The following is a 23,584-nucleotide window of genomic DNA, read 5'->3' as shown; positions in this document are numbered from 1 at the left end:
CGAAGACATATGCGGGCATGCATGCCGCGAAGGAGCGTGAAGCGATGGAGAACAATCGAAACTGGGCAGGCAACTACAGCTACGGCACCTCGGAACGCCATGTACCTGCAACGATCGAGCAAGTTCAAGATAGAGTAGCTCGCAGCAATCGCATCAAGGTGCTTGGCACGCGCCATTCTTTCAATAGTATCGCCGATTCGGCAGATAGCCATATCTTGCTTCAGAAGCTTAACCGCGTCATCGCCCTGGACAGCACGAACCATAAAGTAACCGCCGAGGCGGGGATTCGGTACGGCGAATTGTGCGAGTATCTTGACGACAATGGCTATGCGCTGCACAATTTGGCGTCTCTTCCTCATATTACGATTGCCGGAGCTATTGCGACGGCAACGCATGGCTCCGGAGATCAAAATGGTAATTTGGCAACGGCGGTTCATTCCCTTGAGATGGTTATGGCGGATGGCAGTATGAAGGTTTTCTCTCGCGACGATCAAGACGGGCTCGCTGCCGGCGCGATTGTTAGTCTTGGCGGATTGGGCGTCGTCACGCGCATCACGCTGGATGTGATCCCGGCTTTTCAAGTGAGCCAGCTCGTATATGACAACCTGCCGCTGTCGCAGCTTAGAGATCACCTGGATGACATTTTCTCCTATGCCTACAGCGTCAGTCTGTTTACGGATTGGAAGCAACCGGCTTTCAATCAAGTCTGGATTAAGCGGATAGCTGCGGATCTGGCAGCGACCGAAGCGGAGCCGGCGTTTTTCGGCGCGACATTAGCGGACGCCAATCGGCATCCGGTGCCGGGCTATACCGCGGAGAATTGCAGCCAGCAGATGGGCGTTCCGGGACCGTGGCATGAACGTTTGCCGCATTTTCGCATGGATTTTACGCCGAGCGCCGGAGAAGAGCTGCAAAGCGAATATTTTGTTCCCCGCCATGCGGCGTATGCAGCCTTATGTGCACTCGAACGGCTGCGAGAGCGGATATCGCCGCTCCTGTACGTCTCCGAGATTCGCTCCATCGCGGCAGATGATTTGTGGATGAGTCCTTGTTATAAGCAGGATTCCATTGCGATTCATTTTACGTGGAAGCCGGATTGGGAAGCCGTGAAGCAGGTGCTGCCGCTTATCGAGGAGGAGCTTGCTCCCTTCGATGCCCGTCCTCATTGGGGCAAGCTATTTACGATGACGCGCGAACGGATACAATCGCTCTACGAGAAGCTGCCCGAGTTCCAACAGCTACTCCTCCGCTGTGATCCGCAAGGTAAATTCCGCAACGCTTTCTTGGATACCTATATTATGTAGGATTTACTCTATATCGGCATTTCTTCGTCGCAGCGAGACCATGGAGGCATGCTGATGCTGGACAAAACAATTCCCTATTATAACGTCATTATGAAACGGCCGTCTGGTCTGCCGCTTCCTCGCTTTGACTTGCCGGCAGGCTTCTCCTTTGCCTGGTATGCGGCGGGTATGGAGCGGGACTGGGCGGTCATTGAAGCCTCCGTCGGTGAATTTGAAACGGCTGGCGAGGGCCTAGACTATTTCCTCCAAGAATACCTGCCTTACGTGGATGAACTGAAGCAGCGGTTATTGTTTGTCATCAATGCAGACGGGGAACCGGTGGGCACGATAACGGGCTGGTGGAATTATTCCGGGGAACGAAGGGACGCGGCGATCCATTGGTTTGCCGTACGTGAAGCCGATCAGGGTCAGGGGCTCGGGAAGGCCTTGGTTGCCGCATGCCTCCGAAATCTGCTGGCGCTTGACGGGGACCAGGCGATCTATCTGCACACGCAAACGTGGAGCGGCAAAGCCGTCGCTTTGTATAGGAAGCTTGGTTTTCAGATCGAGGAGCATGAGACATTCGCCCATTACCGCAACGATTACGCACAGGCGCTTCCTCTGCTGCTGGCTGCTCTAAATCGGAATTAAACCTGCATTAGAGGATTATGCAAAGCGCATGTTGAACTACATCTAGCAGGAAAAGCATTCGGGAGGTCAAGGTCTAATCATGTCGAAACAGCCGTCTCAAGCACACGGGGCAAGGGGCTCCCGCAATCCATCGTCCGGCACGGAACGCGAATCAAGCAAACCGGCTGCAAAAACCGATTCCTCCGGCGGCAGAATTCAAACCGGGCAAGGCCCCTTGTCTGCCGGTTCGATCATTCAGATGCAGCGGACCATGGGCAACCGGGCGCTAGGTCAGTGGCTGCAGAGTGGTCAAAGTGAGCGCGCCTCCGGCTCGGCTGCCCCGATTCAACGGAAAGAGAACCGGACCGGTATGCCGGATCATCTCAAATCCGGGGTAGAGCAGCTCAGCGGGATGTCGATGGACGATGTGAAGGTTCATTACAATTCGCAGAAGCCGGCCGAAGTGGAGGCGCATGCTTACGCGCAGGGAACGGATATTTTTGTCGGTCCCGGGCAGGAGAAGCATCTCCCGCATGAGGCCTGGCATGTTGTCCAGCAGCAAGAGGGACGCGTCGCCCCGACCATGGAGCATAACGGCGAAGCGATCAATGACGACGAATCGCTGGAATCGGAAGCCGATCAAATGGGGGCGAAGGCGCTGCAAGCGGACAGCGATACGTAGTCCGAAGAAGAACAGGGTACATACGCAATGAGTAGAGCTGCCGGCTCATAAGCCGGCAGCTCTTTGTTGTTCAATCCGACAGGCCGCCTGCTCTAAACTTCGATCTCAAAGATGGAATCAATGATTAGTGGCAGGCCGTCTCGAACGGAGATAGCGCCAAAGACAGAGCGGGCATGAATGCCCTTGTCTCCGAATACGTCCAGCATCAAGTCGGAGCATCCGTTAAGCACTTTGTGATGCTCGTCGAATTCGGGTGTCGCATGGACGAACCCTTGGAGTTTAACGACCCTCTTCACATTGTCGAGCGTGCCTAAGGCCGATTCCAGCACAGCCAATATTTCAATGCCGGTTAGCCTGGCGAACTGATAGCCCCCATCGGTCGTATAGTCCCTGCCCAGCTTTCCACGGAATCCCCCTGCTGGCCCTTTCCCCGAAACGAATAGAAGATTGTTTACTCTAACGCAGTTTGCGTATTTCGCCGCCGGCTCGCTGGCGCGGGGCAGGACAATCTGCAGGGCTGCTAATCTGGCTGCTGCGGTTTGTTCCGTCAACTTTTTCTCCTCCATTTTTTTCCTCGACTCCTCTTGTCGTTGCCCACATCGTATCGGATAATTGACATGATAATAAGGATCAGTTCATGACCATAATTAGAGGTCAGATTCGGAGGAGACACTATCGATCTCTCACCTGTATTTCATGCTAACGAACCCATGTATATGCAGCTGTACCGCTATATTAGAGCCTTAATTCAAGAGGGTTCGCTGGCGCATGGCGGCAAACTGCCCTCGATCCGCGCACTGATGCGCGAGTTGCAAATTAGCAAGACGACCGTAGAAACCGCCTATCATATGCTGCTTGAGGAAGGGTATGTCCAAAGCAAAGAAAGGTCAGGATTGACCGTCCTGAACCCGCAGCCGGGGCAAGCTCCGAATCCGCCGGGGAAACGATTTAACGACGAAAGGGTTCATACGGCGCTTGCGCAAGCATCCATAGGGGAGAGTGACAAGGAGGCCCTTGTTGATTTCAGCCTGCTGACGATCGATGGAGACTCGTTCCCCATTCGCCAATGGAAGTCCATCCTTGGCGAGGCGTTATCGAACCACAGCCAATCTGTTCATCAATATGGCGAGGCATATGGCGAACTCCCGCTGCGGGAAAGTCTGGCCGCTTATTTGCGGCACTCCCGCGGCGTGATGTGCGCACCGGAACAAATTATCGTAGGGACGGGCTTTTCCTCCAGCCTTCATTTGTTATCGAGATTACTAGGGGAGAATTGCCGCGTAGGCATCGAGGAACCCAGCATCGCCCAAGTCCGGCATATGTTTAATCAGCATCGGTTTCAAATCGTTCCGTTCTCAGTGGAAGCGCTGGAAACAGGGAGGCTGGATACGGACAAGCTTCAGATTCTCTATGCGACGCCGTCTCACCGTCCCGCGGGCGAACCCATGCCGTATGGGCTTAGGCGGCAGCTGCTCCAGTGGGCTTACGAGAACAAGGGGTATATTATCGAGGATGATTATGATGGGGAGCTACGCCTATCCGGCAAGCCGATTCCATCGCTTCAAGGATTGGATGCGCATGGCGCGGTTATCTATATCGGCAGCTTCTCGAAAGTGTTCACGCCGGCTGTGCGGATGAACTATATGGTGCTGCCTTCCGACCTCTTGGAGAAGCTGCATACGCTCAAGCCGCTAGTATCCAGTCCTTCACGGATTGAGCAATGGGCGATGGAGCTGTTTATTTCGCGCGGCCATTGGTATCGTCATTTAAGAAGGATGCGTAAGGTATATCGATTGAAGCAGGATGTGCTCGTGCAGCTCTTGCGCAGCGAGATGCCGGAGTCCGTACGAATCGAGGTTAGCAGTTCGGGCTTGCACCTAGAACTAACCGTTGAGACTGAAGTCGATGCAGCAGCTTTGATCGAATTGGCACGGCAAGCTGGCGTACTTGTGTATGGCAGTCAAGACTCCGGTGTGGACGCAACCGGCAAGGAAGCTCGGATCTACCTAGGCTTCGGCGGTATCAAAGTGAATGAAATGGAGCAGGGGATCAGGCTGCTGAAGCATGCTTGGTCAACCGTGCTTGGCGGGCGTTAAAGCATAATGCTCTTCTTGCATGCACGAATGAAATCTTCTGTAACTTCGGATGATCTGGAAACGTTCGGGAAGTGATGAAGGACACATCACGTATAAGGGAGTATTACTGGAGTTGAGAAATCAAACAGCGGCAGATCGTGGCATGTTTAAAAGTCACAGTCTGCCGCTGTTTGAATCTTATTGCTTCAATATTTTCCGATTGGATCATCCAGCTATAATCTTAAAGATCAAGGGTTGAAAATCAATCCGCAGGGAGCTATAGTAGGTGATAGAAGGTTTACTATACAGAAGTTGGTTTTATATAATAAACCAACTGCGATGGGGCGATGGATTGTCAGAGGAACGCAAATACTGGGTGCCTGCCCTGGAGAAGGCTGATAAAGTGCTTGCCGTGCTTGCTTCAGAGCCGGCCAGCCTTAAATTAATCGACCTGTCCAGAAGGCTGGAAATAAACAAGAGCTCCATGTTTTCGCTCTTGAATACGATGGAAGCGCTGCAATGGGTGAAGCGCGGTACAGGCGATACGTATTCGCTCGGCCATGCTTTCGCCGCATACGGCTCGTCGTACGTGAAGCATTACGATCTGAACCAATCCTTCCATGAGGAGGCCGCCTCAGCGCGCGATCGGCTGCAGGAGACGGTTCAATTGGCGAAGCTGGAAGGCAATCAGGTGCGCTACTTGGGCAAAGTGGAAGCGATCTCACCGGTCCGACTGCAATCCGAGCCTGGGATGCTGCTGCCGGCGCATGCGACGGCGCTCGGCAAGGCCATGCTGGCGCAGCTGAGCGAAGAAGAGCTGCTGAAGCTGTACCCGGAAGCGGAGCTGGCGAAATTGACGCCGCTTACGATCGACAACCGGGAAGCGCTCTTCCGGCAGCTGCGGATGATTCGCGAGCAAGGCTATGCCGAAGACGATCAGGAATCCGTCATGGGCTTCCGCTGCGCAGCCGCCGCAATTCACGGCGGGGAAGGTCATACGGCGGCGGTTAGCTGCTCCATGCTGCTGCATCAATGGGAAGTGAAGGCCGGAGAAGCTAGGGCGGAAATGATCGCGCTGGCGCGCCGCTTATCGGCGCAGCGTTCATAATGAAGAGGAGATGAGAGACATGCGGTTAAAGGATAAAGTCATTCTAATTACAGGATCCGGTTCCGGCATCGGCAAGAGCACGGCGCTGTTATTCGCAAGCGAAGGTGCGAAGCTGATCATTAACGACCTGTCCGAACAGCATGGTACGGATACGGTGAAGGAAATCGAAGCAGCTGGCGGCGAAGCGATATTCATCCGTGCGGACGTGACGAAGCCGGAAGAAGTTTCGGCCATGGTGGATGCCATTATCGCGCATTACGGCGTCATAGACGTGCTGTTCAACAATGCCGGCATCAGCGGCGTAGGGGTGCTGCACGAGATCGAGCCGGAGGCATGGGACCGCGTCATCAACGTCAACATCCGCGGCGTATTCCTGCCGAGCAAATACGTCATTCCGCATATGATGGAACGCCGTCAAGGCTCCGTCATCAACATGTCCTCCTGCATCGCGGAGATCGGCCTTGCACGCCGCGCATCCTATGCCGCGACGAAGGGTGCAGTCCTTGCGCTTACGAAATCGATGCAGGTGGATTACGCGCCTTACAACATTCGGGTAAACGCGCTTCTTCCTGGGACGATCATGACACCGTTCGTGGAGAATTATTTGAAGACCTCCTATGCCGATCCCGCGCAGGCTATCGAAGGGCTGAAGAAACGCCAGCTGAGCGAAGAGCTCGGTTTGCCGGAAGACGTGGCCAAGGCGGCGTTGTTCCTGGCATCGGATGAATCAACGTTCGTCATGGGCTCCCCGTTCTATGTGGACGGCGGCGTCGTATTCGGGAAGAACGCATAAACGTCTTTATACAAAAATTATTATTCTGGAGGTTGTAAACGAAGATGAAGCTGATCAGTATTTCCAAACAAGGACGCAATGTGCTGGGCGTAGTAACGGAGAATGGCGTCATTGACGTCGAGCTGGCTTTGACCCTTGAAGCAGGACGTGCAAATACGGAAGTGCCGTCTGAGGTAATGACGGTCATCGAAGGCGGAGAAGCTGCGCTTGGCGCGCTCCACGGATTTATCGGCTCGCTGCCGGCAACGGGCTCGGAAGCGTATATGACGAGCGAGAATGACATCGAGTGGGGTCCGTGCGTCACGGCGCCGAACAAAATCATCTGCGTCGGCCTCAATTACCGCAAGCATGCGGAAGAAACGAATGCACCGATTCCCGCGTATCCAATTCTATTTAACAAGTTCAACAATACGCTTACGGCCCATTTGAAGGACATCGCCGTCCCGAAGGTAACGGAGAAGCTGGATTACGAAGCGGAACTCGTCATCGTCATCGGCAAGAAGACGAAATACGTAGCGAAGGAAGACGCGCTGAACCATGTCTTCGGTTACTGCGCGGTGAACGACCTATCCGCGCGCGACCTGCAGCTGCGTACGCAGCAATGGCTGCTCGGCAAGTCCTGCGATGACTTCAGCCCGCTTGGCCCGTACCTGGTAACGGCGGATGAAGTCGGCAATCCGAACGACCTGTGGATCAAGTCCATCGTCAACGGCGAAGTTCGTCAAAACTCCAATACGTCGGATATGATTTTCCCATGCGACGAGATCGTCAGCTACGTATCCCAGCATATGACGCTCGTTCCGGGCGATGTGATTTTGACTGGCACGCCGGAAGGCGTCGTGCTTGGGCTGCCGGAAGACCAGCAGGTATATCTCAAGCCCGGCGATGAAGTCACGATCGAGATCGAGAAGCTCGGCAAGCTGACCAATCGTTTTGTCGCGGATCTCTCATAAATAAACACTGCTCGCCCGCCGCATGCTTCTAATAGAAACAGGCGGCGGGCGATTTTCGCGTGCAGAAGGACCATTACCTGCCTCTAGCTGGGGCGAGTAAGCGGCTGACCTCGTGATAAGGAAAGGGAAGGTGGCAAGGATGGCAAGAAGAATTGATGCTCATCAGCATTACTGGAAACTGGACCGCGGCGATTATGGCTGGCTGACGCCGGAGGCCGGACCGATTCTATACCGGGATTATGCGCCTGCCGATTTGGAGCCTGAGCTCGAACGCAGCGGCATGCAGCAAACGATCGTCGTGCAAGCGGCAGCAACCCATGCCGAAACGAAATTCATGCTGGAGCTTAGCCGTCAAACAGCCTCCATTGCGGGGGTTGTAGGTTGGCTGGATTTTCAAAATCCCAACTGGAAGAGCGTGCTTGAGGAATTCCGACTCTATCCCAAATTCGCCGGCGTTCGGGTCATGATTCAAGAGATGAAGGATGCGTTCGAGGTGCTGCACCCGCAGACGGTAGAAGCCCTGCAATATTTGGCGGAGATAAGGCTGCCTGTGGACCTGCTTATCGTGTCTCATCAATTGGAGGCAACGATCGAACTGCTGAAGCAGGTGCCGAATCTCCATGCCGTGATCGACCATATCGGCAAGCCGCGGATCGGCGAAGGCCTCTTCGAGCCGTGGGCGAGTCAAATGCAGGCGATCGCCGAGCAGTTCCCCGGCATTTATTGCAAGCTGTCCGGCATGCTGACGGAAGCCGATCACGCGTCGTGGACGCCGGAGCAGTTTACCGCTTACGTGCGCCATGTCGTCGGCAGCTTCGGCACTGGCCGCGTCATGTTCGGCAGCGACTGGCCGGTATGTCTCCTGGCGGGAAGCTATACGGACGTATGCGAGGTGCTGGAGGCGGCGCTTCCGGGAGGGCTGACGACTGCGGAGCTGGATGCCGTCTATGGCGGTAATGCGGCGGAATTCTATCAGCTGCAAGCAGAGTAGTAGTGTTGCTTTCTCTCAATCGAATGAAGCGGCAATCGGAACAGACTTCGGTCCAAGCGTTGGACTGGAGTCTGTTTTTTTTGTGCGGTCATGGTCAGCGAGTCGACGAAATTTTTCCAGTTCGTTACATCTCAAGACCGTTGACAACATTCATCCGATTCCGTATAGTCGAAATGGACTATATGATGTCAAATCGTTTTCGAAAGGAGCAAAGGGCAATGGCCAAACGAAAAGTATCGAATATGCTGGCTCTTGCCGTCTTGTCTCTGCTGAACGAGAAACCGATGCATCCGTATGAAATGTCCGCCACGATGAAGCAGAGGGGGATTCCCGACGTCATCAAGCTGAATAACGGCTCGCTCTATTCGGTGGTGGAGGCGCTGCTGAAGCAGCAATGGATTATGCCGCTGGAGACGCAGCGGGAAGGGCGGCATCCGGAACGGACGATTTATGCGCCGACGGAAGCGGGACGTACGGAGTTTCAGGCATGGATTCGCGAGCTGATCGGCGAGCCCGTGAAGGAATATCCTCATTTTCCGGCGGCGTTGTCCTTCGTGGGGCATATTTCGCCGCTTGAAACCGCTGATTTGCTGAAACAGCGAATCGAATCCGTACAACAGAACATCACGGAACGCCGTGCGGGCATGACGTATGCGACCGGACTCGGTCTGTCGCGCATTTTTGTCATGGAGGCGGAGTATATTCTGAACCAGCTGGAGGCTGAGCTGCACTGGCTGCGCGCGTTCCGGGACGACATCAAGAACGGAAGTCTGACCACGGAGCAGAATGGGGAAACGGTATGGCATTTCGCCGTGCCTGAAGGCATGGAGCTGCAAGAGAATGGAAATGAAACGGGAGGGATAGACAGACAATGAGTGCACAACGTAACAATGTAGGCATCGTGGTCGCCGGATTGCTGCTCGGCATTCTGATGGCATCCATGGATAACACGATCGTTGCGACCGCAATGGGAACCATTGTCGGCGAGCTCGGAGGCATGGATAAATTCGTCTGGGTAACATCGGCATATATGGTAGCCGAGATGGCCGGCATGCCAATCTTCGGCAAGCTGTCCGATATGTACGGCCGCAAGAAGTTTTTTGTATTCGGCATACTGACGTTCATGCTGGGCTCGATTCTATGCGGAACGGCGCATTCCATCGTCGAGCTTAGCATCTACCGCGCGATTCAAGGGATCGGGGGCGGCGCGCTTGTGCCGATTGCATTCACGATTATGTTCGATGCCGTTCCGGTGGAGAGCCGCGGCAAGCTGGGCGGACTGTTCGGCGCGGTGTTCGGCATGTCGAGTATTTTTGGACCGCTGCTTGGCGCGTACATTACCGACTATATCAAGTGGGAATGGATTTTCTACATTAATCTGCCGCTTGGTCTGATTGCCTTCGTGATGATTGCTTTCTTCTATAAAGAGTCGGTTCAGCATACGAAGCAGCGGATCGATTGGGGCGGTGCTGCGGCGCTGGTTGCCGGCGTCGTATGCCTCATGTTCGCGCTTGAGCTGGGCGGCAAGCAGTTCGCATGGGATTCTGGCATGATAATAGGCTTGTTTGCGGGGTTCGTCGTGCTGCTGATCGCGTTTATCTTCATTGAGCGAACGGTGAAGGAACCTATTATCTCGTTCGGCATGTTCCGCAAACGCCTCTACTGGACCAGCAACGTTATTGCCATGTTCAGCGGTGCCGCGTTCATTACGGCCTCGGTATACATCCCAATCTTCATTCAAGGCGTTCTTGGCGGGAAAGCGACAAACTCCGGCCTCGTGCTGCTGCCGATGATGCTCGGTTCCGTCGTTACGGCGACGATGGGCGGCTTCCTCATGACGAAGACGACGTTCCGTGTGCTCATGATTCCAACGCTGGCCTTGCTGGCGGTAGGCAATATTCTATTATCGACGCTCGGCGTCAGCTCTCATAAATTCACGATTATCGTCTTCATGATCCTGGTTGGCCTTGGCATCGGCGCCTCCTTCTCCGTGCTCAGCAACGCGGCGATCTTCTCCTTCTCGCCGCGGGAACGCGGCGCGGCAAGCGCAACGCTGAACTTCCTTCGCTCGCTTGGCATGACGATCGGAATTACCGTATTCGGCATTATCCAGAGCCATGCCATGACGAATAAGTTTGGGTCGCTGTTTACCGAAGCCGAACGCAGCCAGCTTCCGCAGGGGTTGGATCTGAGCGATCCTCGCGCCATTCTGACGCCGGAGCTGCGCAAAGCGATCCCGCAGCCCGTACTGGAGAAAATCACGTCAGGCTTGTCCTTCTCCATCACGCACGCGTTCGCTTGGGCGATCATCCCGTCCGTGCTCGCGCTGCTCTTCTCCTTCTTCATGGGCCGCGAGAAGCTGACCGAGATGGAACACAGCGGGGATTATACCAGTTCGCATTAATAATACCGCATGACAATCATCCGGCTGCCAAGCCTAACCGCTTGGCGGCTTTTTTGTATACAGGGTACCTAATCATGAAAATCGCTTGAATCGACGTCTCGAACCGACAGGATTAGCACGCCGCCTTTGGTACATTTGAACCAGAGGAGGAGATGTCATGTCAACGAATCCGATCATCGCGGGCGAGCCCGCAAACCCGGGACTTCCCGCACAGCCGCGCTTGCTGCTCCCGAATTCGCCGAATTGGAATTCGTTCAAGGTTGCGGCCGTTCTGGCGCTCGCCTGCGCAGGCGCTTTTCTCGGTGCATGGTATCTTCCGCGCGGCTATAATTTGGCCGCCGTACTAGCCATGGAAGCGATCATCGTCTTCGCCATCGGCAAAGGCAAAATGAACCACCCGCTCGGCATCCTCATTAATGAGCGGAATTTAATGAGCCTCTCTCGGCTCCAAATGACGATGTGGACGGTGCTCTTTACTTCCGTATATTTCACGCTTCTCGTCTCTTATCTTGCGGAGCATCCCGGGGAACAGCTTCATTTGACCTATGATTCTACCATTCTCGCATTGATGGGTGTAAGCGCGTTCTCCACGGTATTCAGTCCTATGATTCAAGGCGCGAAGAAGAATCGGACGATCGAACGAGACCTGAAGGAGCAGCTGATACAAAGCGCTGCCGACGTTTACAACATGCAGCCTGCGGAAATCGCTTCCTGCGTGCAGGGGACGCTTTATGCCAATCCTTCGTTCAAGGACGCGCAGTTCAGCGATATATTCGAAGGGGAAGAAATGCAGAACCACGCCTATATCGATGTTGCGAAAGTACAGCTGTTCATGTTCAGCGCAACCGTGTACTTAGCTTATGGCGCTATGCTGTTTACACTGATCATCACGAAAGATCCCGGAGAGATTACCAAATTCCCGGAACTGCCAAGCGAGGTCATAGGTCTGCTGGGCATTAGCAACGGCGGTTATTTGACAAGCAAAGTCATTAATTTCACCAAATCCACGCCGTAATCCGCCGAATGTCATAGGCGGATAAGAATATGTTTTTCCAAAATAGAGTCTTTCTTCCCGGGCTTTCCTCCGCAGGAAGAGAGACTCTATTTACTTTTTCGATTGGAAGACCTTAACAATACCTACACAATAGATTAACGGCCACTTAACAATAAGGCGGGGGTCGATTAACGACCGCTTAACAATGGGTTTATATAATCGATCTTGTACATAGCGAAGTGCGTTAAGAAACCATATCAGAAGGGTGATAAAGACAAATGTCCATGAAAAAAACGCTTTTGATTTCTGCGCTGGCAGCTGCGCTAAGCACGTCCGCAACGGGTGTCGTTTCGGCAGCATCTGCACAAAACGTGGTAGCAACTTCTTCGTTCAATCTGATGGTTAACGACGCATCCATCTCCGTAGGTTCGATTCAAAAGAACGGCACGACTTTTGTATCACTGCGTGACTTGGGCAAGGCAGCAGGCGTATTGTTTGTTGTTAACGTGAAGGCAGGCGTTACCGCTTATTTTCACGGCCATTCCGTTGAGCTGCACAAAGGTTCGAAAGAAGCTTTGGTAGACGGCGAGCAAACGGCAATGCAACATCCAATCGAAATCGTAGGAGCTTCTTACTATATCTCGGTTGAAGACTTCATTGCACTCTTCGATGTGGACGCGGCGAAAGACGCTCAAGGCCAAGTATGGATCGATGCAGTCGAGAAGGTCCACGCGGACAACGTAAGCTGGATCGACGCTGGTCACCTGCTTGCTTCGACGCTGACGGAAGACGGCCGCACGGACTACATCGTTGATGCCAAAACAGGCGCGTTCCAACAGCTGATGACTTCCTCGACGGCTTCCGAGCTGACGGTATCCCCGAACGGTACGAAAGCAGCTTACACCGACGAAGACGGTCTGGTTTACGTAATTGACCTGACAAGCAAGAAGTTTGATACGAAGACGGTTTCGACGGACAACTCCATCAAGCCCGAGCTTGTATGGTCCCCCGACAGCAGCTCGATCTTCTTCCTGCAAGGCGACAAAGGTACTGTGATCCAGAAGCTGAACATCGCTGACGGTACACTGACGAAAGTGCTTGACGACAAGCTGGATTACAAAACAAACCTGAGCGTATCCGCTGACGGCACGAAGTTCTACTATGTCGTGACGAAGCCGGGTGCAGTAACGGCTGATGCCACGAAGCCAGTGGAATCCGATGACGTGGCGATCGATATCAAGGGCACCGAGCCGCAAGTCTATTTCTTCGATGCTTCGGTGAAAGACGCAGTTCCAGTGAAACTGACGACTTCGACGGATGACAAAGTATTCGTAGGCGCAGCGGCTGACGGCAGCCAAGCTTACTACGTAAGCGTAGAAGACAACAAGCCTTCTTCCCTCGTTGCAGTTGCGAAAGACAAGAAGCTGACGACAATTATCGGCGACAAAGACGTGCTGCAAGCTACAATGGCAGGCGGCAAAATCTACGCGCTGACAGATGCGGGCGACAAAACAGGCGTGTACGAAGTTGATGCAGCTGCCGGTACTTCCAAATCGCTTGGCGACCTGGAAGGTAATGTGTCTGAAGTTGTAGCAGCAGCGGGCGCGCCGATCGCATTCGTAATTGACGATGCGACATATGTAGCTAATGGCGAAGTTCTCAAAAAAGTAACGAACTAATCTACTATAATCGTAAAATTCGAGAGGAGATTTACAACACAATGAAAACAAAATGGATCAGAAACATCGGTTTGGCAGTCATGGCTCTTTCCCTCACATTCGGAAGCGTATCTGCAGTTAGCGCATCCAGCAAACTTAGCGGCCGTATCGTAGTCAACGGTTCGTCGGCACTGCTTCCTTTGACGCTTCAAGCGGCAAATGAATTCAAGAAGCTGAACCCGAAAGTTAGAATTTCGGCATCTGCAGCCGGCTCCGTAACTGGACCGCAATCCGTACGTAAAGGCATTGCCGACATCGGCGCATGCGACTGGGATGCTTCCACAGACGTACCTGGCTTCAAGAAATTCGACGGCCAAGTCGCAAACAAAGTAGCGGTTATTCCTTTCGCGGCTGTTGCGAACAGCAACGTTGGCGTAAGCAGCCTGAGCACAGCTCAACTGCAAGGCATCTTCTCCGGTAAAATCACGAACTGGAAAGAAGTTGGCGGTTCCGATGCTGACATCGTCGTCGTTAACCGTGCATTCGGTTCCGGCACGCGCGTTAACTTCCAAGTCAAAGCATTGAACGGTACAGACTTCATGACGAAAGGCTCCAACTACAAAGAAGTTAAATCGAGCGGCGATATGAAAACAGCGATCGAAACGACGCCAAACGCAATCGGTTATATCGACCTTGTGTATGTAACTGCGAAAATGAAAGCTATGAAAATCAACAATGTTGCTCCATCTGAAGCAAACGTTATTAACGGTTCGTACAAAGTATGGGCTTACGGCTACTACATGACAAAAGGCCAACCTTCTGGCGTCGTTAAAGCATTCATCGATTATGTACAAAGCACGAAGTTCCAAACAGGTTCCCTGAAAAAACTTAAATTCATCCCGCTGTCCGCAATGAAAAACGCGTAAGACCTAACCGGACCAGCAAGTTACAAGTGAAGCCAGCTTCTGCATATTAAGCGGGAAGCTGGCTTCTCTCTTTTTGAAATGAGAGGAGAAGGGTCGTTATGAGTATGATGGAAGCACAAACTTCCGGGAGAGCTTACTCCGGCGAAGAGCTTGGAAGAAGCCTGGAAGCTTCGTCCGGCAAAATCTTCAGCCGCAAAGCAAGACTCTCGTTCTACAACCGCACGTTCAAAATAATTTGCATCGCCAGCGCGGTATTCGTTTGTTTAATCTTGTTCTCGATCTTGTTTCTAATGGGCCGCACGGGCGTGCTCACCTTCGAAACCGTATCGGTGAAAGATTTCTTCTTGTCCACTGACTGGGTGCCGGAGAACGAGCAGTACGGCGCGTTCGTGTTTATTTTCGGTACGTTTGCTTTGACGCTGCTAACCATGGTGATTTCGGTTCCGCTATCTGTCCTTATTGCTGTTTTTCTATCGGAAATGACGCCTACATGGCTGAAGACCGCTCTGCGTCCTATTCTTGATCTGCTCGTGGGTATTCCTTCCGTCGTATACGGTTTTCTCGGCTTGACGGTGTTGATTCCGATGCTGCGTGCAACGACGGGCACGAACATGGGTGATGGCATCCTGGCAGCCGCTATCGTGCTGACCATCATGGTACTGCCCACAATCAGCCGCATCACAGACGATTCCATCGTCGCAGTTCCTAAGAAATTTCGCGATGCTTCCTACGCGCTCGGTTCGACCCGTTTTCAAACGATTGTCCGTGTTGTGCTTCCTGCGGCTAAGAGCGGCATTATGTACGCCGTTATTCTCGGCATGGCCCGCGCGATCGGCGAAACAATGGCCGTCGTTATGGTTATCGGAAACACGCCGCAGCTGGCTGATGCGCTGTTCAAGCCAACTTCGGTACTGACGAGTAACATCGTCATGCAAATTGCGAATGTCCCGTTTGATTCCACTTGGAACTACGCGTTATATATGATGGGCTTCATCCTGCTGATTATCTCGTTGATTATGATCGTAATCGTCCGCATGATTCAAGGAAGAGGGGTAAAATAATGAGCGTAAATAAATCTGCAGCCCCTGCAATGAATCCATTTGCTTCTCGCAAAAGCCTGAACAGGTTTAACAATCGCCTGTTTACGGGTATTGTTTGGCTGATCGGCATCTGTACGATTTTATTCATTTGCGGGTTGCTGTTTATGATCCTCAAAAAAGGACTGCCGCAGCTGGATTGGGGATTCCTCTACGGCTTGCCGAGCGAAATGGACGAAGGCGGCGGGATCGGTCCCGTGCTGTTCAACTCGTTCTACGTTCTATTCATCTCGCTCGTTATTTCGATTCCGCTCGGTATGGCGGCAGGCATCTATTTGGCCGAATTCGCGCCGAATAACAAATTCATTACGTTCATTCGCATCTGCGTGGAAGGCTTGGCATCTGTGCCTTCTATTATATTCGGTCTCTTCGGTATCGCATTATTCGTCGAAGCGATGGATGTTGGACTTACAATCATCGGCGGAGCCGTCAGCTTGGCATTTCTGAACTTGCCGGTGCTTACCCGCGTTACGGAGGAAGCGATTCGTTCGGTGCCGCAGGAGATGAAAAGTGCATCCTTCGCCTTAGGGAGCACCCATCTGCAAACGATCCGCCGCGTACTTGTTCCTGTCGCGCTCAATGGGATTATCACGGGGATCTGTCTCGTTGCAGGCCGTGCTTTCGGTGAAAGTGCCGTCATTATCTTGACCGCGGGCGTCTCTTCTTCCGGTGTCATGTGGGACTTCAATCTGTTGTCCCCAGGCGCAACGCTGGCCGTTCACCTCTGGTACGTTCAGTCGGAAGCCATTGTGCCCGATGCGCAGCTGATCGCCGAGAAAGCAGCGGCTGTACTGGTCTTTGTCGTCCTGCTCATCAACATCGTGTTCCGGGTACCGCTCTGGGTTAATGCACGTAGAACACGCTAAACACAGCAATTCCGGATCGGAAATAAATTTTACGCTGCGTTTACAAAACAAACATATGACTTTGACAATTTAGGGCTACGATTAACCATAAGATTGACTCGGACGTATGTCCACCTATATGGAGGAGAACGATATGCAATCCATCGCTTCGCAAACCTTGATCGATATTCATAAATTAAATTTGTTTTACGGAAACTTTCATGCCCTCAAAAATGTAACGATGGATATTCCGGAGAAAGCAATTACCGCTTTCATCGGACCCTCCGGCTGCGGCAAATCAACGCTGCTTCGTACGCTGAACCGCATGAACGATATGATTCCGAACACGCGCATCGAAGGCAAGGTCCTCATCGGCGGCGCTGACATTTACTCCAAAGAGGTCGATGTGGAGACGCTTCGGAAGAAGGTCGGCATGGTCTTCCAGCAGCCGAATCCGTTCCCGAAATCGATCTACGACAATGTGGCCTACGGTCCGCGTCTGCATGGCATTCGCAGCAAACAGAAGCTGGATGAAATCGTTGAAACCAGCCTTCGTTCCGCAGTGCTGTGGGATGAAGTCAAGGATTATTTGAAGCGTTCCGCGCTCAGCCTGTCCGGTGGACAACAGCAGCGCTTGTGCATCGCTCGCGCGATTGCCGTAAATCCGGATGTCCTTCTCATGGATGAAGCGACTTCAGCTCTCGACCCGATCTCGACGCTCAAAATCGAGGAATTGGCACAGGAACTGAAGGACAAATACACGATTGTAATGGTTACGCACAATATGCACCAGGCAGCACGTGTTTCCAATCAGACTGTGTTCTTCCTAAATGGCGAAGTGGTGGAGTTCTCCGATACGGAGAAGCTGTTCTCGAACCCGCGCGACCAGCGTACCGAAGATTATATCAGCGGCCGGTTTGGCTAATCACCTGACATTTATGTGGAGAGGGAGAACGATGAAGGCATGATGACGAAGAGGAAAGAGTTTGACCATGGCCTTGAAGAACTGAACGAACTGATCGTTGATATGGGACGGCGGGTCGAAACGGCAATAGCCAATTCGATGGAGGCACTCGAGAAAGTCGATGCCGACGAAGCGAGACGGATCGTAAAGGAAGACAAGGAGCTTAATAGAATTGAAGAAAAAATTTCAGAGCTCGGAGCAACGCTTATCGCAACGCAGCAGCCGGTAGCGAAGGACCTGCGCCGCATCCTCGTCGCTTTCAAGATCGCAAGTGACTTGGAGCGGATGGGTGATTTGGCAGTCGACGTCGCCAAAGTCGTTATCCGACTGGAAGGCCAAACGCTCATCAAGCCGCTCATCGATCTGCCGCGCATGTCGCAAATCGTGCAGATGATGACTTACGAATCCATTCAATCGTTCGTTCAAGAGAACGTGAACATGGCGTACAAAATGGCCAAGGACGATGATTTGGTCGATGCGCTTTATGCCCAAATTATCCGGGAGCTCTTCTCGCTTATGATGGAGAACCCGACAACGATTTCCCAGGCTAACCTGCTCAGCTTCGTAGGCCGTTATATCGAGCGTTTCGCTGATCATGCGACCAACATTGGCGAGTCCGTTGTGTACCTGGTAACGGGTGCGCGCCCAGATTTGAACTCGTAGGACTTGACCAAGAGTAATAGCATGCCCAAAGAGCAGTCAATCGAAGCATATCGATTGACTGCTCTTTGCTTTGTTACACCTGCTGCTTATTCCATTCGTCCTCACGGAGCAGCGAGGCAACGCGCTGTACGACTTGCGAATTCCAATAGTCGCTGCGCCAAGCCGCTGTCCACTGCCAAGGCACAGACTGTCCAGGCAGCGGGATGAAGGTGACGCCTTCAGGAGCGCGTGCAGAAGTCCTAACCGGCAAAATGGCGAGCATGGAGCCGTCTGCAACCGCATTGAATACGAGATCGATTCGATCTGCCGCCCACGCCCGGGATAGGGTAACCTTCTCATGCGTTTCCCAATTGAGGATGCTTTCTTGGAGAGGGAGGTCGACCAGCTCGACGAGGGATTGACCTGCCAGCTTATAAGCCGGAATAGTCGGACCGGCAGCAAGTGCGTGGCCTGCACTCATGAAGAGTGCTAATCGGTCATCCGAAATGACTTCAAGCTGCAAGGCTGCTGCGGGGGTTATCAATCCACCGGCAGGCAGGCGCGGGTTACCGCTGATCATGAAATCGATAGATCCGGTCTGAAGCTGCTCAAGCAGTGCGGCATGCTGGCCGGTGATCAGCTTTAACTGCATGCCTGAAGACTGCGATGCTTGCGCGATCCAGTCGGTTCTGAACAATAGGGAGGAAGCAGTGTCGGTAATGCCGACCACTAAGCGATGCTCACCCGTTTGCCGGAAAGCTTGAAACCGTGACTGGGCTTCCTTGTAGATGCGGTCGATTTCCGCAGCGTACCGGTAGAGCAGCTGGCCGGATTCCGTAAGCAGCACTTTACCGGTTTTAATTTCGAACAGAGGTGCGCCCCATTCTTCTTCTAGCTTGCGCATATGAAAGCTGACAGTCGGCTGCTTGACGCCGATTTCCTCCGCGACAGTGGTGACTTTCTTCAGCTCGGAGAGCAGCACTAGGATTTGTAGTCTTAATATACTCATGACTTAAAATTCCCTTCAGGGTGATTTTATACAATAATTTTATATTACCTATATCATTTATTCAATAAATCTATGAAGTTTTAGCATTCCGTTAACACTAAGAAAATATCAAATTAATAAGGTCAACGTACAATAGGTCTTGTAAACAAATTAACCGCACGGATAGCGGAAGGAGAAACGAACTGAAATGAAAAAAGCATTACTCGTTGTAGTAGCACTCGTGTTGACGATCGGTCTGGCGGCTTGCGGCTCAAACAAAGGGGACAGCAGCAACACTACAAATAACGGTAAGACAAACAACGGCACTACAGCTAACGCAGGCGGTAACGCAGGCGGCGATGCGCTTAGCGGTTCGCTCCTGGCAGCAGGCTCCACGGCGCTTCAACCACTCGTTGATCAAGTATCCAAGAAATTCATGGAAGACTCGAAATACAGCGGCATCACAGTTCAAGTACAAGGCGGCGGAAGCGGTACTGGCTTGACGCAAGTACAAGGCGGCCAAGCAGACATCGGTAACTCCGATATCTTCGCTGAAGAGAAATTCACGGACGCTGACGCTGACAAAGCGAAAGAACTTGTTGACCACCAAGTGGCAGTCGTTGCAATGGCAACTGTCGTAAACAAAAGTGTTACTATCGACAACCTGACAAAAGAACAATTGGTTGCTATCTTCACAGGTAAAGTGAAGAACTGGAAAGAAGTTGGCGGCGAAGACGAGAAGATCACGATCATCAACCGTCCAGGCAGCTCCGGTACGCGCAAAACGTTTGAAAAATACGCACTTGGCACGAAATCCGAAGATGTACCAGGATCCATTCAAGAAGATTCGTCAGGTACGGTTAAGAAATACGTAACAGATACACCTGGAGCAATTGGTTACTTGGCACTGTCCTACCTGGATGACACAGTTAAAACGATTAAGTATAACGGTGTAGAACCAAAAGAAGAAAACATCGTGACTGGCGACTACCCAGTATGGGCTTACGAGCACATGTACACGAAAGGCGAACCAAACGCAGCAGCTAAAGCATTCCTTGACTACATGGTGAGCGACGAAGTACAAAACGCTGATGTTGTAGAGCTTGGTTATATCCCAGTTGGCAAAATGCAAGTAAAACGCGATGCTGCAGGCACTGTATCGAAATAAGCGATACGCCTAAAGCCGAAATAAATAAGCAGTCTTAAGAGGTGGATGAGTCCGCCTCTTCTTGACTGTCTAAGAACAGCATGATTGAAGGAGAGAAGAAGCGATGGAGCAGCCCGCTGTGAATGATAAACAACTCGTTCATCCAAGAACGACGCGTACCCTGGCCAAACCGCATGTCATGGAGGAATGGGTAGGCAAAGTATTTACGACGCTGTGTATTCTAGTACTCGTCGTTACGATCGGCGCAATCGTCTATTTCGTGTCTTCACGCGGTTTGACGACGTTCTTTGGAGATGGTGTCAGCCTCGGCGGGCTGCTCAGCGGACTCAAATGGGATCCTGAAGCAGATATTCCGCTGTATGGCGCACTGCCATTCATCTTCGGCTCGTTCAGCACCTCGCTGCTCGCCGCTCTTATCGCGGCGCCTCTTGGCTGCTGCGCGGCTGTATTTATGACGCAAATCATGCCTGGAATCGGTAGACGCATCCTCCAGCCGGTTATCGAATTGCTTGCGGGCATTCCGTCCGTTGTGTTCGGTTTTGTTGGTCTAAGCGTAGTCGTACCTGCGCTCCGCGCGATCTTCCCAGGACAAGGGATCGGGATCGCGGCAGGCGCAATTGTCTTGTCGATGATGATTCTGCCGACGATCACGACGATCGCGACCGATGCGCTCTCCGGCTTGCAGCGCGGCTTGAAGGAAGCGTCGTTTGCGCTCGGTGCTACGCGCTGGCAGACGATCTACCGCATCGTCATTCCGACTACGCTGCCTTCGCTGCTGACGGGTGTCGTGCTCGGCATGTCCCGTGCATTCGGTGAAGCATTGGCGGTTCAGATGGTTATCGGAAACTCGCCGCATATTCCGCACTCCTTGTTCGAATCGGCTTCGACGCTGACCAGCGTCATTACGCTTGACATGGGCAATACGGTCATGGGCTCGACGCATAACAACGTGCTCTGGTCGCTTGCGCTGATCTTGCTTGCCATGACGTTTGTCTTCGTCTTTATTGTCCGCTTCTTGGAAAGGAGAAATAACCGATGACAGCCAAAACCGCAGATCGCATCGCAACTGCCGTCATTATCGCCATATCCGGATTCATTGTTTTGCTGCTCGCAGGGCTGCTTGGTTACATTATTGTCCGCGGACTGCCGCACATCAGCTTCCATTTCCTAACCTCTGGACCGCAAACGATAAAAGCGGGAGGCGGTATTGGGCCGCAGCTGTTCAACTCCTTGTTCTTATTATTGTTAACATTGATTATTACCATCCCGCTCGGACTTGGCGCCGGCATCTACATGAGCGAATACGCCAAACCGGGAAGATTAACCGATTCCATTCGACTCATCGTCGAGGTACTCTCTTCCTTCCCGTCTATTGTCGTCGGTTTGTTCGGATTGCTTGTGATTGTCAACGTATTCGGTCTTGGATTCTCGCTCTTCTCCGGCGCGCTTGCGCTGACCGTATTCAATCTTCCGCTTATGGTGCGGATTACGGAGCAATCGCTTAAGGGCGTCCCCCGCGAGCAGAAGGAAGCGAGCCTCGCGCTCGGCTTGTCGCGCTGGAAGACAATTACTTCCGTCATGATGCCAATCGCAATGCCGACGATCGTGACAGGCACCATCCTTGCTTCGGGCCGCGTATTCGGTGAAGCAGCGGCACTGCTGTTTACGGCAGGAATGAGCTCGCCGAGACTGGATTTCACGAACTGGAATCCGCTCAGTCCTTTCTCGCCGCTTAATCCGTTCCGCCCTGCGGAGACGCTGGCGGTTCATATCTGGAAGATCAACAGTGAAGGCTTGGCTCCGGATGCAGCTCAAATCGGCGCAGGCGCTTCCGCTATACTTATCATTATGGTGCTGCTTTTCAACTTCACGGCCAGATGGTTTGGCGGGTATCTGCACCGTAAATTTACGGCAACCAAATAAGGGGAGTGACTAAAGCATGCAAACAACAGGACTAGCAGCCAAAGACCTCAGCGTATTCTATGGGGAGAAGGAAGCCATCAAGAGCGTATCGCTTCAGTTTGCTCCCCGGGAGGTTACCGCGCTCATCGGCCCGTCGGGCTGCGGGAAGTCTACCTTCCTGCGCAGCTTGAACCGCATGAACGATACGATTGGCGGCGTGCGTACGAAGGGTGAAATTTGGATCGACGGCGAGAACGTCAATGACGCCGGCGTAGACGTTGTTCTGCTTCGCCAGAAGATCGGCATGGTCTGGCAGCGTCCCAATCCGTTTCACAAGTCGATTTACGAGAATATTGCGTTCGGCCCCCGTTATCACGGGATTCGCAAGAAGCAGCAGCTCGACGAAATCGTGGAGGAGTGTCTCCGCAAGTCCGCGCTATGGGAAGAGACGAAGGATCGTCTGCATCAGTCGGCACTTGCCCTCTCCGGCGGACAACAGCAGCGTCTATGCATCGCCCGTTCCATCGCTGTAAAGCCGAAGGTCATTCTCATGGATGAGCCGGCATCGGCGCTTGATCCGGTATCGACCGCCAAGGTCGAGGAGCTGATCGCCGAGCTGAAGCAGGATTACAGCATCGTGATCGTGACGCACAACATGCATCAGGCTGCGCGCGTATCGGACAGAACCGCATTCTTCTACATGGGCAAAGTCGTCGAGCACGACAAAACCGAAAAAATCTTTACGAATCCTTCCGAGAAGGCGACGGACGATTATATTTCCGGCCGCTTTGGTTAAGGAACGAGGAGAGGGGCGCTTGCGTGTTGAAACGGAAAGAGCTGGATGAAGGCCTGGAGCAGCTGAAGAGCATGCTCATTGAAATGGGCAACCGCGTAGATAACGTACTTGGGGAAGCCATGTCGGCGCTGGAGAAATTGGACACCACCGCAGCCAGACGCATTATTGCGGCAGATATCGAGCTGAACCGGATTGAAGAAAGCATCGACCTGCTCGGTGCACGGATGATCGCGACGCAGCAGCCGGTTGCCAAAGATTTGCGCAGAATTCTAATCGCCTTCAAAATGGCGAGCGATCTGGAGCGTATGGGCGATCTATCCGTTGATATCGCGAAAGTCGTCGTCCGTTTGGATGGCCAGACACATATGAAGCCGCTTGTGGATCTGCCTCAGATGGCTGATATCGCAAGGCAGATGATTCGCGAATCTATCGAGTCGTATGTGCATGAGAACGTGAACCTGGCGTACAAAATGGCAAAAGACGATGATCAGGTAGATGCTTTGTTCAGTCAGGTGGTCGGTGACTTGTTCGCGCTCATGATGGACAATCCCAAATCGATCACGCAAGCGAGCCAGATCAGCTTCGTTGGCAGATATATCGAGCGCATTGCCGATTATGCCACCAATATTGGCGAGAGCGTCGTCTTTCTCGTAACCGGCAAGCGTGCCGAATTAAATGACTAAGT

Annotated in this window: 24 protein-coding genes; 22 read left to right on the top strand and 2 right to left on the bottom strand. The window is 52.8% G+C overall.

Features of this window, described 5'->3' with window-relative positions:
• The first annotated feature begins 44 nt into the window (after nucleotides 1–44).
• The 3 genes from KXU80_RS10675 to KXU80_RS10665 all read left to right on the top strand — a co-directional run bounded on the left by KXU80_RS10675 (nucleotide 45) and on the right by KXU80_RS10665 (nucleotide 2,595).
• A complete protein-coding gene (locus tag KXU80_RS10675) occupies nucleotides 45–1,304 on the top strand; it encodes an FAD-binding protein (protein WP_219838156.1) in 1,260 nt (419 codons plus the stop codon).
• 54 nt (nucleotides 1,305–1,358) lie between these two features.
• The gene (locus tag KXU80_RS10670; protein WP_219838155.1) at nucleotides 1,359–1,934 is read left to right on the top strand and encodes a GNAT family N-acetyltransferase; all 576 of its coding nucleotides are present in this window, start codon (nucleotides 1,359–1,361) and stop codon (nucleotides 1,932–1,934) included.
• Nucleotides 1,935–2,013: 79 nt separating this feature from the next.
• Nucleotides 2,014–2,595, top strand: coding sequence for an eCIS core domain-containing protein (locus KXU80_RS10665; protein ID WP_219838154.1), 582 nt, complete (start codon nucleotides 2,014–2,016; stop codon nucleotides 2,593–2,595).
• Between the two features lie 92 nt (nucleotides 2,596–2,687).
• Here KXU80_RS10665 and KXU80_RS10660 read toward each other — a convergent pair whose 3' ends face one another.
• Nucleotides 2,688–3,161: a RidA family protein gene (locus tag KXU80_RS10660; protein WP_219838153.1), complete on the bottom strand. Its 474-nt coding sequence runs from the start codon at nucleotides 3,159–3,161 to the stop codon at nucleotides 2,688–2,690.
• A 150-nt stretch (nucleotides 3,162–3,311) separates the two neighbouring features.
• Here KXU80_RS10660 and KXU80_RS10655 point away from each other — a divergent pair, with 150 nt between their 5' ends.
• From KXU80_RS10655 to phoU (KXU80_RS10590), 14 genes are all read left to right on the top strand, one after another.
• The gene (locus KXU80_RS10655; RefSeq protein WP_219838152.1) at nucleotides 3,312–4,691 is read left to right on the top strand and encodes a MocR-like pyridoxine biosynthesis transcription factor PdxR; all 1,380 of its coding nucleotides are present in this window, start codon (nucleotides 3,312–3,314) and stop codon (nucleotides 4,689–4,691) included.
• Between the two features lie 331 nt (nucleotides 4,692–5,022).
• Nucleotides 5,023–5,778, top strand: a complete 756-nt coding sequence (locus KXU80_RS10650) for an IclR family transcriptional regulator (RefSeq protein ID WP_219838151.1) — start codon at nucleotides 5,023–5,025, stop codon at nucleotides 5,776–5,778.
• A gap of 19 nt (nucleotides 5,779–5,797) precedes the next feature.
• Nucleotides 5,798–6,571 (top strand): SDR family NAD(P)-dependent oxidoreductase, encoded by a 774-nt coding sequence (locus KXU80_RS10645; RefSeq protein ID WP_219838150.1) that lies wholly within the window; start codon nucleotides 5,798–5,800, stop codon nucleotides 6,569–6,571.
• A 44-nt stretch (nucleotides 6,572–6,615) separates the two neighbouring features.
• Nucleotides 6,616–7,524, top strand: coding sequence for a fumarylacetoacetate hydrolase family protein (locus KXU80_RS10640; protein WP_219838149.1), 909 nt, complete (start codon nucleotides 6,616–6,618; stop codon nucleotides 7,522–7,524).
• Nucleotides 7,525–7,663: 139 nt separating this feature from the next.
• Nucleotides 7,664–8,515 (top strand): amidohydrolase family protein, encoded by an 852-nt coding sequence (locus KXU80_RS10635; RefSeq protein ID WP_219838148.1) that lies wholly within the window; start codon nucleotides 7,664–7,666, stop codon nucleotides 8,513–8,515.
• Between the two features lie 218 nt (nucleotides 8,516–8,733).
• Nucleotides 8,734–9,390, top strand: a complete 657-nt coding sequence (locus tag KXU80_RS10630) for a PadR family transcriptional regulator (RefSeq protein WP_219838147.1) — start codon at nucleotides 8,734–8,736, stop codon at nucleotides 9,388–9,390.
• Nucleotides 9,387–10,919 carry an MDR family MFS transporter gene (locus KXU80_RS10625; protein ID WP_219838146.1) on the top strand — a complete coding sequence of 511 codons (1,533 nt, stop codon included), beginning with the start codon at nucleotides 9,387–9,389 and terminating at the stop codon, nucleotides 10,917–10,919. Before KXU80_RS10630 ends, KXU80_RS10625 begins: the two co-directional genes overlap by 4 nt.
• Before the next feature lie 157 nt (nucleotides 10,920–11,076).
• Complete coding sequence (locus tag KXU80_RS10620) at nucleotides 11,077–11,934, top strand: hypothetical protein (protein WP_219838145.1); 858 nt, start codon at nucleotides 11,077–11,079, stop codon at nucleotides 11,932–11,934.
• 257 nt (nucleotides 11,935–12,191) lie between these two features.
• Nucleotides 12,192–13,592, top strand: coding sequence for a stalk domain-containing protein (locus KXU80_RS10615; RefSeq protein ID WP_219838144.1), 1,401 nt, complete (start codon nucleotides 12,192–12,194; stop codon nucleotides 13,590–13,592).
• Between the two features lie 41 nt (nucleotides 13,593–13,633).
• On the top strand, nucleotides 13,634–14,497 hold the full coding sequence (locus KXU80_RS10610) for a phosphate ABC transporter substrate-binding protein (protein WP_219838143.1): 864 nt from the start codon (nucleotides 13,634–13,636) through the stop codon (nucleotides 14,495–14,497).
• A 104-nt stretch (nucleotides 14,498–14,601) separates the two neighbouring features.
• Nucleotides 14,602–15,558: a phosphate ABC transporter permease subunit PstC gene (gene pstC / locus KXU80_RS10605; protein ID WP_219838982.1), complete on the top strand. Its 957-nt coding sequence runs from the start codon at nucleotides 14,602–14,604 to the stop codon at nucleotides 15,556–15,558.
• Nucleotides 15,558–16,460, top strand: coding sequence for a phosphate ABC transporter permease PstA (gene pstA / locus KXU80_RS10600; protein ID WP_258171348.1), 903 nt, complete (start codon nucleotides 15,558–15,560; stop codon nucleotides 16,458–16,460). The genes pstC (KXU80_RS10605) and pstA (KXU80_RS10600) overlap by 1 nt, the downstream gene beginning before the upstream one ends.
• 133 nt (nucleotides 16,461–16,593) lie before the next feature.
• Entirely contained in the window at nucleotides 16,594–17,364 is a 771-nt protein-coding gene (gene pstB / locus KXU80_RS10595) for a phosphate ABC transporter ATP-binding protein PstB (RefSeq protein ID WP_219838142.1), read from the top strand.
• Between the two features lie 42 nt (nucleotides 17,365–17,406).
• Nucleotides 17,407–18,066, top strand: a complete 660-nt coding sequence (gene phoU, locus KXU80_RS10590; protein WP_219838980.1) for a phosphate signaling complex protein PhoU — start codon at nucleotides 17,407–17,409, stop codon at nucleotides 18,064–18,066.
• A 73-nt stretch (nucleotides 18,067–18,139) separates the two neighbouring features.
• On the opposite strand, the gene KXU80_RS10585 is transcribed toward phoU (KXU80_RS10590), so the two are convergent.
• Nucleotides 18,140–19,054, bottom strand: coding sequence for a LysR family transcriptional regulator (locus KXU80_RS10585; RefSeq protein WP_219838141.1), 915 nt, complete (start codon nucleotides 19,052–19,054; stop codon nucleotides 18,140–18,142).
• A gap of 187 nt (nucleotides 19,055–19,241) precedes the next feature.
• Between KXU80_RS10585 and KXU80_RS10580 the strand changes: the two genes are divergently transcribed.
• The 5 genes from KXU80_RS10580 (at nucleotide 19,242) to phoU (KXU80_RS10560) (ending at nucleotide 23,582) form a co-directional block, all read left to right on the top strand.
• On the top strand, nucleotides 19,242–20,201 hold the full coding sequence (locus tag KXU80_RS10580; protein WP_219838140.1) for a phosphate ABC transporter substrate-binding protein: 960 nt from the start codon (nucleotides 19,242–19,244) through the stop codon (nucleotides 20,199–20,201).
• Between the two features lie 103 nt (nucleotides 20,202–20,304).
• A complete protein-coding gene (pstC, locus tag KXU80_RS10575; protein ID WP_219838139.1) occupies nucleotides 20,305–21,240 on the top strand; it encodes a phosphate ABC transporter permease subunit PstC in 936 nt (311 codons plus the stop codon).
• Entirely contained in the window at nucleotides 21,237–22,124 is an 888-nt protein-coding gene (gene pstA, locus KXU80_RS10570) for a phosphate ABC transporter permease PstA (protein ID WP_219838138.1), read from the top strand. The genes pstC (KXU80_RS10575) and pstA (KXU80_RS10570) overlap by 4 nt, the downstream gene beginning before the upstream one ends.
• Nucleotides 22,125–22,140: 16 nt before the next feature.
• Entirely contained in the window at nucleotides 22,141–22,899 is a 759-nt protein-coding gene (pstB, locus tag KXU80_RS10565) for a phosphate ABC transporter ATP-binding protein PstB (protein ID WP_219838137.1), read from the top strand.
• Nucleotides 22,900–22,922: 23 nt separating this feature from the next.
• Nucleotides 22,923–23,582: a phosphate signaling complex protein PhoU gene (gene phoU / locus KXU80_RS10560; protein WP_219838136.1), complete on the top strand. Its 660-nt coding sequence runs from the start codon at nucleotides 22,923–22,925 to the stop codon at nucleotides 23,580–23,582.
• Nucleotides 23,583–23,584 lie beyond the last annotated feature (2 nt).

The sequence above is a fragment of the Paenibacillus sp. R14(2021) genome (assembly GCF_019431355.1).
Lineage (GTDB): Bacteria > Bacillota > Bacilli > Paenibacillales > Paenibacillaceae > Paenibacillus_Z.
This window is presented reverse-complemented; position numbering and strand designations above follow the sequence as displayed.